The organism is Kribbella sp., assembly GCF_035655035.1.
In the GTDB taxonomy this organism is placed as follows: domain Bacteria; phylum Actinomycetota; class Actinomycetes; order Propionibacteriales; family Kribbellaceae; genus Kribbella.
In genome coordinates this window covers 1-10132 of record NZ_DASRVN010000018.1, presented here as the reverse complement: position 1 = coordinate 10132, position 10132 = coordinate 1, and the positions used below count along the sequence as shown (strand labels likewise).

The window sequence follows — 10132 nt, the reverse complement described above, 5'->3', positions numbered from 1 at the left end:
TCCGACAGCCTGACGGGCGGACTCGGACTCTTCCAGCTCGCTCAGGAAGCGCTCGACGGTCCGGCGCTGCCGGGCCTCGTCCTCGAGCGACTCACCGACGATCCGGCCGGCCAGCGTGGTCGCCATGGTGCCGACCTCCGCACGCAGCGAGGTCACCGCCTGCGCCCGCTCGGCGTCGATCTGGGCCCGCGCGTGCGTGACGATCCGCTCGGCCTCGGCGTTCGCCTGCTCACGCATCTCCGCGATGATCACCGCACCCTGCTCACGGGCGTCCTCGCGGATCTTCGCAGCTTCCTGCCGGGCTTCGGCCAGCTGCGCGTTGTACTTCTCCAAAGCCGCCTTCGCCTCGGCCTGGGCCTGCTTGGCCTCGTTCATCCCGCCTTCGATCGCCGCGGTCCGATCGGCGTACGCCTTCTCGAACTTCGGTACGACAACCTTGGCGAAGGCGATGGCCAGCAGGACCAGGAAGACGAAGCCGAAGATGATCTCGGCGGTGTGCGGCAGCAGCGGACTGGGAGCCGCTTCGAGTGGTAGCACCAGCGTCGTCATATCTGAGTCCTGTCAGTCAGTAAGAAACGGTCAGCTCTTGAAGACGAACGCGAGCGCGATACCGATGATCGCCAGAACCTCGGTGACGCCGAAGCCGATCCAGGCGATCGACTGCAGCTTGTTCTGCGCCTCCGGCTGCCGCGCGGTGCCGTTGATCACCGCGGCGAAGATCAGACCGACGCCGACGCCCGGGCCGATCGCGGCGAGACCGTAGCCGAGGATGGCGATATTGCCGCTGATTGCGAGAGCGATGCTCGACATTGCGGTGTTTCCTTTCGGGTGCGGATAGGGGCCTATCCGGGATTTCCGTTTACTGCGGGTCTAGGGGTACTGCGGTTTCGGTGGGGCTCAGTGGTCTTCGGCGATCGCGCTGCCGATGTACTGCGCGGTCAGCACGACGAAGATGTACGCCTGGATGGCCTGCACGAACACCTCGAGGCCGGCGATCGCGAAGCCCATCAGGAACGTGACGATGCCGACGCCGGCGTAGAACACCTTGCCGGACTCGAACACCAGGTACTCACCGCCGAGGACGAAGACGCCCAGCAGGATGTGGCCGGCGAACATGTTCGCGAACAACCGCAGGCTCAGCGAGATCGGCCGGACCAGGATGTTCGAGATGAACTCGATCGGGATCATCAGCGGCATCAGCCAGACCGGCACGCCGGCCGGCATCGTCTGGTGCTTGAAGTAGCCCCAGGCGCCGTGCTTCCGGATACCGACGAAGTTGTAGATCACCCAGCTCATCACGGCCGCGACGTACGCCCAGCCGGCGTGGCTGAAGGTCGGGAACTGGATCAGCGGGATCGAGCCGGCCAGGTTGTTCAGCAGCATGAAGAAGAACAGGCCGCACAGGTACGGCACGTACTTCATGTACTCCTGGCTGCCGATCGCGTCGCGGGCGATCGAGTTGCGCACGAAGTTGTACGCGAGCTCGCCGGTGAACTGCAGCTTGCTCGGCACCACGGCGGCCTTGCGGGACGCACCCCAGAAGAACCAGACGATCACCACGACGGACAACGCGGCCACCAGGACGGGCTTGGTGAACCAGTCCACGCCGGGGATGATCGGCGGGAGATTGAAGCTTTCTGGACCGGGTGGGGTGAACTCGGTCGAAACGCCGGCAATCACCGGGTCTCCTCTCGCGTCGTGCTCAAGTCGGACGCCTTGTAGCAAAGGGCAGGGCGGCTCAGGGCATGGCGGTCAACAACGTCAGACCCGGTAAGGGCCTGGCCCTTCGTCAGGACCGCGACCCGTACCGGAAGTGCAACATCAAGATGCTGAGGCCGGCGCCGAGCACGACGCCCACCACAACCAGGAACTGAGTGCCGAACAGGCGGTCCAACCCGAACCCGATGCCCCCGTAGACGAGGACACCTCCGATCAAGTAGGACAGGACCCGCCAGCCGTCGCCCGAATTCGGGGGTGATGGCTTCGGATCCTGATTCTCGCTCATTGGCACCCGAAACGTACCAGTTGGCGACACATCCGGTCACACCGGCACCAGTAATCTCCACCACAGCAGGCGAAACGTTACCGACGGTGCTCATGCGGTCACCTCGTTGTCGAGGTCGTAGATCGGCACCCGGAGCCGCGACCAGGACCAGATCTCGCCGGCCATCCAGCCCATCACGACCACCACGGCGACCACTCCGAGCACGGTCAGATTCACGTGCTTGGCCAGGGAGTCCGAGCTCAGCGCCACCGCCAGCAGGCCGCCGAACACAGCGATCCGGCCGGTGTACGACGCCATCGCGATCGCCAGCTGCATCGTCGGCGTGGAGCGGCGGGACAGATGCAGGGCGAACAGGCCGGCACCGGAGAAGACGACCACCATCAGCAGTCCGAGGAGCGCTCCCCAGAGACCCGGCAGACCGGCCGCGACGGTCGACACGGCGGCCGCGTTCACGCCGACGACAAGGGCGGCGACCAATGCGCCGCGCAGCATTGCCAGCGCCGGGTGCTTGGTCGCTTGTCCGGCGATCTTCTGGCTGTGGGCCGTAGGAGCCATCTGGTGGTTCCGTCCTGCTGGCGTGCTGGTCTCGCGGCCAACTCGTCGGGTGGGCGGGGTCAGGGGTGTCGCTGTTCTTTGCTGGTGCTTGTGAAAACTAGCACAAAGTCTGCACGGTCAGCAAAACGAGCCCCCTGCCGCTGTACAGCCACACCTTATCGGTAGGCCACACCGACCGGTGGTCTGGTCCCTCTCAGCCGGCGCTCAGACTTTGGCGAGCGGTTTCCGGCGACGGCCCGGAAGACCCGTCGTGAGCAGTACCGCGGTCACCGCGACGGCGAACACGATCAGCGCCGTCCACCAGTACAGGACCAGGCCGAGGACCACCACGCCGTACGCGATCAAGGCGGTCCACAGGTACATCAAGAGCACGGCGCGGCGGTGCGAGTGGCCGCGTTGCATGAGGCGGTGGTGCAGGTGCTGCTTGTCGGCTGCGAACGGTGAACGGCCGGCCTTGGTACGGCGGATGTACGCGAGCGTCAGGTCCAGCGCCGGGATCGCGAGGATGGCGATTGGGAGCACCAACGGCAGGAGGGCGGGCAGCAGGCTGGAGCCGCCGACCTCGTACGGGACCGCGTTCGGGTCCATCTGGCCGGTCAGGCTGATCGTCGACGCGGCCAGCATCAGGCCGATCAGCAGGGCACCGGAGTCGCCCATGAAAACCCTTGCGGGGAAGAAGTTGTGCGGCAGGAAGCCCAGGCACGCGCCGGCCAGCGAGACCGTGATCAGCGTCGAGGTGGTCGCGCGGTCCAGGTTCTCGTGGAAGTTCAGCAGGTACGAGTACGCGAAGAACGCGGTCGCGCCGATCGCGGTCACCCCGGCCGCCAGACCGTCCAGGCCGTCGACGAAGTTCACCGCGTTGCAGGACACCAGCAGGATGCCCGCGGTGAGTACGGCGAGCTGCGCGGGCGACGGCGAGATCACGCCGCCGGGCAGCGGCAGCCAGTACAACTGGATGCCTTGGACCACGAGTACGCCGACCGCGAGCACCTCGCCGGCCAGCTTGGTGATCGCATCCAGCTCGTACAGGTCGTCGACCACGCCGACCGCGCAGATCACCACGCCGCCGACCAGGATCGCGCGGGCGTCGTGCGCGACCTGCAGGCTGTTGCCGAGGAACGGCAGGTTCGAGGCGACCGCGTACGCCGCGATCAGGCCGCCGAGGATCGACAGGCCGCCGAAGTACGGGATCGGCACCTTGTGCACGTCCCGGGCCCGGACCTTGGCGACCGCGCCGTACCGCAGCGCGATCTGCCGGGCGACGCCGGTCAGCAGGAAGGTCGTGGCCATCGCCACGAACAGGACCAGCAGGTACTCGCGCACTAGTCCGCAGGCCTCACATCGGAATCGGGCTTCTCCTCGCCCTTGTTGGACGCTTCGGCAGGCTCATCGGTTGGCTTCGCCTCGCCCGGCTTCTCGTCGGCAGGCTTTTCGTCGGCAGGCTTCTCGTCGGTGAGCTTTTCGTCGGCGGGCTTCTCGTCGGTCGGGGCGGGGGCGGGCTCGTCCTCGGAGATCAGGTCAGGGGCGACAGCGCGGAGCTGTTCGAGAGACAGGGCGCCTACGCGCAGTACGCGGGGCGTCTCGCCGGTGATGTCGACGATCGTGGACGGCTGCCCGCCGGTCACCCGGTCTCCGTCCAGGTACACGGCGACCGACTCGCCGAGCTGTTCCTCGGCGTCGTACACGTCCAGCGCGGCCGGCCGGCCGGAGGTGTTCGCCGAGCTGACCGCGAGCGGCCCGGTCCGGGACAGCAGTTCGCGGGTGTTCTCGTGGTCCGGCACCCGGAGCGCGACCGTGCCCTGGGTCTCCCCCAGGTCCCACATCAGCGAGCTCTGCGCGTGGCAGATCACCGTCAGCGGGCCGGGCCAGAACTCCTCGCAGAGCTTCCGCCCGGCGTCCGGTACGTCGGTGGCGAGCGCGTCCAGCGACTCCACCACCGAGATCAGCACCGGCGGCGGCATGTCCCGGCCCCGGCCCTTGGCGTCCATCAGCCGTTGCACGGCGTCCGCCTTGAAGGCGTCGGCGGCAAGGCCGTAGACGGTGTCGGTCGGCAGCACGACCAGGTCGCCGGCCTCGATGGCGTCCACCGCTGCGCGGTACGCCGGTGCCAGTTCGTCCCCGGTGAAGTCGAAGCGCTCACTCACGGAGTGAATCGTGCCACTCACCCGGCCCCCGCCGATAGCCGGGTCATTGCTGACAATCCGTTGTCAGCTTCCGCGCCGAACCGGCGTACTCCTCTCTAGGATCCCGGACATGACTGTCTCGCGTGAGTTCCTCGCCGGATTGCCGAAGGCCGAACTGCATGTCCACCACGTCGGGTCCGCGTCACCGCGGATCGTCGCCGAGCTCGCCGCCCGGCACCCCAATTCCCCGGTGCCGGCCGATCCGGCCGCGCTGGCCGAGTACTTCAAGTTCAGCGACTTCGCCCACTTCATCGACATCTATCTGTCCGTCGTCGAGCTGATCAGGACGCCCGAGGACGTCCGGCTGCTGACCTACGAGATCGCCCGCGAGATGTCGGAGCAGCAGAGCCTGCGGTACGCCGAGCTGACCGTCACGCCGTACACCTCGGTGGTCCGCGGGATCCCGGCCGAGGCGTTCTGCGAGGCGATCGAGGACGCGCGAGTGGCGGCCGAGAAGGAGTTCGGCCTGGTCCTGCGGTGGATCTTCGACATCTCCGGCGAGGACGGCATCCCCGGCGCCGACGAGACCCTGCGGATCGCGACCAAGGTCCGCCCGGAGGGGTTGATCGGGTTCGGGCTCGGCGGCCCGGAGATCGGCGTACCGCGGCCGCAGTTCCAGCCGCACTTCGAGGCAGCCGTCGCGGCCGGGCTGCACAGCCTGCCGCACGCGGGTGAGACGACCGGCCCGCAGACCATCTGGGACGCGCTCCGGGTGCTGAAGGCCGAGCGGATCGGCCACGGTACGTCGGCGATGCAGGACCCGGCGCTGGTCGACTACCTGGGCGAGCACCGGATCCCGCTGGAGGTCAGCCCGACGTCCAACATCGCCACCCGGGCGGTCGAGTCGTACGACGTACACCCGCTGCGCGCGATGGTCGACGCCGGCCTGGTGGTGACGATCAACTCCGACGACCCGCCGATGTTCGGCACCGACCTGACCAACGAGTACGCGGTCGCGGCCCGGCTGCTCGACCTGGACGAAGCCGGCGTCGGCGAACTGGCGAAGGTCGCCGTCCGCGAGTCGTTCGCCGAGGACTCGGTGAAGACCGCCCTGGTGTCCGAGATCGACGCCTACGTGAGCAAGAACGCGGTGTAGCCGACGGCGACCGGGTCACTGAGGTGACATGTGGTTGGCTGGGCCGATGCGGAGAGTCTGTGCGGTAGTAGCCGTCGTACTGCTGGCCCTGACGGCCTGCAGCGACAAACCGGCACCGGCTGCAGCGCCTCCGCCGGCTACCAGCTCTACGCCTGCCCTCCCCTCGGCACCTGACGGGCTGCCGAGGGGCGGGCGGGTGTTGTTCCCGAAGTACCAGCTGGTCGCGTACGTCGGTCTGCCGGGCTCTCCCGCGCTCGGGCCGCTGGACAAGGACCTGGACGCCAAGGCCGCCAAGCTGGAGACCCTGTCGCGTGCGTATGCGGCCGGGCGTACGCCGCAGCCTGTGCTGGAGCTGATCACCGTGGTGGCCCGGGGCTCGCGCGGTAAGGACGGGATGTACCGCGGGCGGCTGCCTGACTCCAAGATCGAGCAGTACCTGACGGTGGCACGTAAGCACAGGATGCTGTTGCTGCTGGACATCCAGCCCGGACGGGCGAAGATCCTGCCCGAGGTACGGCGGCTTGAGCGGTGGCTGAAGGAGCCGGACGTCGGGCTGGCGTTCGATCCCGAGTGGGCCGTCGGGCCGACGCAGGTACCGGGCAGAGTGTTCGGGCACACCACGGGCGCCGAGCTGGACAGCATCGCGGCGTACTTGTCTGGGCTGGTGACGGCGCAGCACCTGCCTGAGAAGGTGTTCGTGTTCCACCAGTTGTCGACGAAGATCGTCAGCGACGAGGCCGCGCTGAAGACGCATCCCGGGGTGGTGACGATCAAGTCGGTCGACGGCATCGGCGCCCGCAAGGACAAGCTCAAGACCTGGACGAAGCTCACCACGCACCTGCCGTCGGGCGTACACGCCGGGTTCAAGCTGTTCTACACCGAGGACACACGGCACGGTCCGCTGATGACGCCGCCGCAGGTGCTCGCGCTGAAGCCACGGCCGGAGCTGGTGGTGTACGAGTGATCTCGATCGCGTTCGCGAACGTCGCCGGCGGCCGGCTGGTCGGGCCGGACGGCTACGCGGCAGAGGACCGGACGGCGGACTTCGGGCGGGCGCTCGCCGGGCTGCGGCCCGACGTACTGATCGTCACGGAGCTGGACACCACGGGTGACCAGCTGGAACGGCTGGGCGCGGCGGCGATGCCCGGACGGTCGTTGTCGTACGCGGCGCAGGAGTTCTCGGACTCGCACATTCCGGGTGTGGAGCGGCTGGGCGTCGGGATCGTTTCGACGTACCAGCTGACCGAGCTGGAGCGGATCGACCTGCCGAATCCGTCGATCGACTACCTGCATTGGCGGACGGGGGCTCCGATGGATCCGCACCCGAAGGGGTTCGTGGTCGCGCGGACCAGCTTCGGGTTGAACATCGTTGGCGGGCAGGTGTGTCCGCTGCACATGTTCCGGAGTGCGGACGGGGTTGAGTACACGTATCAGGAGGGGGCGGGGCGCGAGTACGGCGTACAGCTGGCCGCGTACCTGCAGGAGGCGCTGGCGGCGCGGGGTGTGCGGACGGGGGTCGTCGCGGGTGATTTGAACATGCCGAATCCGCGGGAGTTCTTCGGTGAGCGGCTCGGGTTGGTGGACGCGTTCGGTGACCCGCCGCCCGCGACGACGCCCGACGGGCGGTCGATCGATCGGTTGTTCTGCACTCCCGACCTCGTTGGCCGGGGAGTCGAGGTGGTTCGGGTGCCGGGGGCCGACCATTTTCCGGTCGGTTGCCGGCTTGCCCGGCGGGAGGCCGCGCCGGTGGCCGCCGGCCGTGTTCGTGGGCTCTCCAAGCCGCCAGCGCGGCGTCGCGACTTCGGGCGTTGACGTCCTCAGAAGTCTATGAAGCCGGCGACGACCTCGCGGACGACGCCGTCGTCCCTCGGGGTGGTCAGATGCGGCGGCCGGTGGTGAAGCGGTGGCGGCCGGACAGGTCCAACTGGTCGCGGACCTCGGTGAACAGGGCGGTGGCGGTGAAGACCGCGGGGGCGGATTCACCTTGTACGTCGGCGTGTTCGCAGGCGAACCAGCCGCCGGGTTTGAGCAGGCGGGCGGCGGTGGTGGCGACCACCTTGATCTCGTCGAGGCCGTCGTCGCCGGACCACAGCGCGAGCGCCGGGTCGTGGTCGCGGACCTCGGTCGTGACGGACTCCCAGGCGGTCAGCGGGATGTACGGCGGGTTCGAGATCACCGCGTCCACCTGCCCGTCGAACTCCGGCAGACACCCGTCGATATCCCCCTCGTGCAGGATCGCGCCGGTGCCGTCCAGGTTCCGCCGAGCCCAGACGCATGCCTCAGGTGACAGTTCGACCGCGTGCACGATGCTGTCGGGCCGCTCGGTCGCCACAGCACCGGCGATCGCACCGGAGCCGGAGCACAGGTCGACCACCAGCGGATTCTTCACGCCGGCGATCCGCTCGAGCATCCACCCGACCATCACCTCGGTCTCCGGCCGCGGCACGAAAACCCCCGGCCCGACCACAAGCTCCCGATACCGAAACCCCGCCGTACCGGTCAGGTGCTGCAACGGCTCCCGCCCCGCCCGCCGCCCAACCAGCTCCTCAAACCGCTCCCGCTGCTCCACCGACGGCTCAACCAAATGCAACCGACTGGCCCCGGTTACGAACGCCATCAACTCAGCAGCATCAAACTCCGGCGAAGCAACCCCAGCCGCCCGCAACCGCGCCGCCGCCCCCGCCACAACTTCCCGCACTCCACCACCCCGCGCGGCACCGCCACCCACACCACCCGGCGCGGGGGCGCCGCTCGCACCCGGCGCGGGGGCGCCGCTCGCACGACCCGGCGGGTTTGCGCCACGCGTGCTATCAGACGAGGTAGCGCCCGCCGCAGGAACGTCCTGGGAGGGGGTCTCTACTATCCCCCCGCCCCCGAGCGGAGCGAGGGGGCGGGGGTCTTTGGTGCTCACTGGGAATCGACGGACTCGAGGCGGGCGGTCAGGTCGGCTTCGGTGAGGGCTTTGATGACGGGTTCGAGGTCTCCGCCGAGGACCTGGTCGAGGTTGTGGGCCTTGTAGCCGACGCGGTGGTCGGAGAAGCGGTTCTCGGGGAAGTTGTACGTGCGGACCCGCTCCGAGCGGTCGACCGTGCGGATCTGCGAGCGGCGGGCGTCGGACGCCTCCTGGTCGGCGGCCTCCTGCGCCGCGGCCAGCAACCGGGCCCGCAGTACCCGCATCGCCTGCTCGCGGTTCTGCAGCTGGGACTTCTCGTTCTGCATCGACACCACGATGCCGGTCGGCAGGTGCGTGATGCGTACGGCGGAGTCGGTGGTGTTCACGCTCTGCCCGCCCGGACCGGACGACCGGAACACGTCGATCCGCAGGTCGTTCGGGTCGATCTCGACGTCGACGTCCTCGGCCTCCGGCAGCACCAGTACGCCGGCCGCGGACGTGTGGATCCGGCCCTGCGACTCGGTCACCGGCACCCGCTGCACCCGGTGCACGCCGCCCTCGAACTTCAGCTTCGCGTACGGCGCATCGCCCGGCTCCGGCGTACCTTTCGCCTTCACCGCGACCGTGATCGACTTGTACCCGCCCAGGTCGGACTCGGCCGAGTCGAGCACCTCGGTCTTCCAGTTCTGCGACTCGGCGTACTTCAGGTACATCTTCAGCAGGTCGCCCGCGAACAGCGCCGACTCGTCGCCGCCTTCGCCGGCCTTGATTTCGAGGATCGCGTCCTTGTCGTCGTTGGGGTCCCGCGGCACCAGCAATGTCTGCAGCCGCTCGGCGAGCTCCTCACGACGGGCCGTCAGCCGGGTGGCCTCCTCGGCGAACGCCGGATCCTCCGCAGCGAGCTCACGAGCCGCCTCGATGTCGTCCCCGGTCTGCAGCCACTCGTCGTACGTCCGGACCACCGGCGCCAGCGCGGCGTACCGCTTGCCGACCCGCCGGGCGTTGGCCTGGTCGGAGTGCAGCTCCGGCTCCGCCAGCTGCCGTTCCAGCTCGGCGTACTCCGCCTTCAGCGTCTCCACTGCCTCGAACATGCCGCACTCCTCCCTCCAACCATCCCGGATATGACAAACCGCGCGCCGGCCCCGCCCTGACAGGCGAGACCGGCGCGCGGTGCAAAAGCTACTTCTTGGCGTACCGCTTCTCGAAGCGGGCGACGCGACCACCGGTGTCGAGGATCTTCTGCTTACCGGTGTAGAAGGGGTGGCACTGCGAGCACACGTCGGCGTGGATGACGCCGTTCTCCGCGGTCGAGCGCGTGGTGAACGTGGCGCCACAGGTGCAGGTCACCGTGGTCTCCACGTACGTCGGGTGGATGTCGCTCTTCAAGACAGTCTCCTAGG

General features: G+C 68.4%; 13 protein-coding genes. 3 read left to right on the top strand and 10 right to left on the bottom strand.

Going from position 1 to position 10132, the window contains the following annotated elements; genetic code table 11:
- The 7 genes from VFF46_RS01355 to VFF46_RS01325 all read right to left on the bottom strand — a co-directional run.
- A partial coding sequence (locus VFF46_RS01355) for a F0F1 ATP synthase subunit B (RefSeq protein WP_325035115.1) occupies positions 1 to 549 on the bottom strand: 549 nt, incomplete at its 3' end.
- A 30-nt stretch (positions 550 to 579) separates the two neighbouring features.
- Positions 580 to 810: an ATP synthase F0 subunit C gene (gene atpE, locus VFF46_RS01350; protein WP_325035114.1), complete on the bottom strand. Its 231-nt coding sequence runs from the start codon at positions 808 to 810 to the stop codon at positions 580 to 582.
- An 87-nt stretch (positions 811 to 897) separates the two neighbouring features.
- Positions 898 to 1680, bottom strand: a complete 783-nt coding sequence (atpB, locus tag VFF46_RS01345; RefSeq protein ID WP_325035113.1) for a F0F1 ATP synthase subunit A — start codon at positions 1678 to 1680, stop codon at positions 898 to 900.
- Positions 1681 to 1789: 109 nt separating this feature from the next.
- Complete coding sequence (locus VFF46_RS01340; RefSeq protein WP_325035112.1) at positions 1790 to 2005, bottom strand: hypothetical protein; 216 nt, start codon at positions 2003 to 2005, stop codon at positions 1790 to 1792.
- Between the two features lie 90 nt (positions 2006 to 2095).
- On the bottom strand, positions 2096 to 2560 hold the full coding sequence (locus VFF46_RS01335) for a hypothetical protein (RefSeq protein WP_325035111.1): 465 nt from the start codon (positions 2558 to 2560) through the stop codon (positions 2096 to 2098).
- Positions 2561 to 2764: 204 nt separating this feature from the next.
- The gene (locus VFF46_RS01330) at positions 2765 to 3883 is read right to left on the bottom strand and encodes an MraY family glycosyltransferase (protein ID WP_325035110.1); all 1119 of its coding nucleotides are present in this window, start codon (positions 3881 to 3883) and stop codon (positions 2765 to 2767) included.
- On the bottom strand, positions 3883 to 4704 hold the full coding sequence (locus tag VFF46_RS01325) for an L-threonylcarbamoyladenylate synthase (protein WP_325035109.1): 822 nt from the start codon (positions 4702 to 4704) through the stop codon (positions 3883 to 3885). The genes VFF46_RS01330 and VFF46_RS01325 overlap by 1 nt, the downstream gene beginning before the upstream one ends.
- 109 nt (positions 4705 to 4813) lie before the next feature.
- Here VFF46_RS01325 and VFF46_RS01320 point away from each other — a divergent pair, with 109 nt between their 5' ends.
- From VFF46_RS01320 to VFF46_RS01310, 3 genes are all read left to right on the top strand, one after another.
- Positions 4814 to 5839, top strand: a complete 1026-nt coding sequence (locus VFF46_RS01320; protein WP_325035108.1) for an adenosine deaminase — start codon at positions 4814 to 4816, stop codon at positions 5837 to 5839.
- Positions 5840 to 6035: 196 nt separating this feature from the next.
- Positions 6036 to 6803, top strand: a complete 768-nt coding sequence (locus tag VFF46_RS01315) for a hypothetical protein (RefSeq protein ID WP_325035107.1) — start codon at positions 6036 to 6038, stop codon at positions 6801 to 6803.
- Positions 6800 to 7651: an endonuclease/exonuclease/phosphatase family protein gene (locus tag VFF46_RS01310; RefSeq protein WP_325035106.1), complete on the top strand. Its 852-nt coding sequence runs from the start codon at positions 6800 to 6802 to the stop codon at positions 7649 to 7651. The genes VFF46_RS01315 and VFF46_RS01310 overlap by 4 nt, the downstream gene beginning before the upstream one ends.
- A gap of 64 nt (positions 7652 to 7715) precedes the next feature.
- Here VFF46_RS01310 and prmC read toward each other — a convergent pair whose 3' ends face one another.
- From prmC to rpmE, 3 genes are all read right to left on the bottom strand, one after another.
- Complete coding sequence (gene prmC / locus VFF46_RS01305; RefSeq protein ID WP_325035105.1) at positions 7716 to 8537, bottom strand: peptide chain release factor N(5)-glutamine methyltransferase; 822 nt, start codon at positions 8535 to 8537, stop codon at positions 7716 to 7718.
- Between the two features lie 209 nt (positions 8538 to 8746).
- A complete protein-coding gene (prfA, locus tag VFF46_RS01300) occupies positions 8747 to 9823 on the bottom strand; it encodes a peptide chain release factor 1 (RefSeq protein WP_325035104.1) in 1077 nt (358 codons plus the stop codon).
- Positions 9824 to 9911: 88 nt separating this feature from the next.
- The gene (gene rpmE, locus VFF46_RS01295) at positions 9912 to 10118 is read right to left on the bottom strand and encodes a 50S ribosomal protein L31 (RefSeq protein ID WP_209693871.1); all 207 of its coding nucleotides are present in this window, start codon (positions 10116 to 10118) and stop codon (positions 9912 to 9914) included.
- Between the last annotated feature and the right edge of the window lie 14 nt (positions 10119 to 10132).

Coding starts and splice junctions, on each gene's coding strand:
- atpE (WP_325035114.1), bottom strand. CDS start 810: ATGTCGAGCATCGCTCTCGCAATCAGCGGCAATATCGCCATCCTCGGC.
- VFF46_RS01340 (WP_325035112.1), bottom strand. CDS start 2,005: ATGAGCGAGAATCAGGATCCGAAGCCATCACCCCCGAATTCGGGCGAC.
- VFF46_RS01335 (WP_325035111.1), bottom strand. CDS start 2,560: ATGGCTCCTACGGCCCACAGCCAGAAGATCGCCGGACAAGCGACCAAG.
- VFF46_RS01320 (WP_325035108.1), top strand. CDS start 4,814: ATGACTGTCTCGCGTGAGTTCCTCGCCGGATTGCCGAAGGCCGAACTG.
- prfA (WP_325035104.1), bottom strand. CDS start 9,823: ATGTTCGAGGCAGTGGAGACGCTGAAGGCGGAGTACGCCGAGCTGGAA.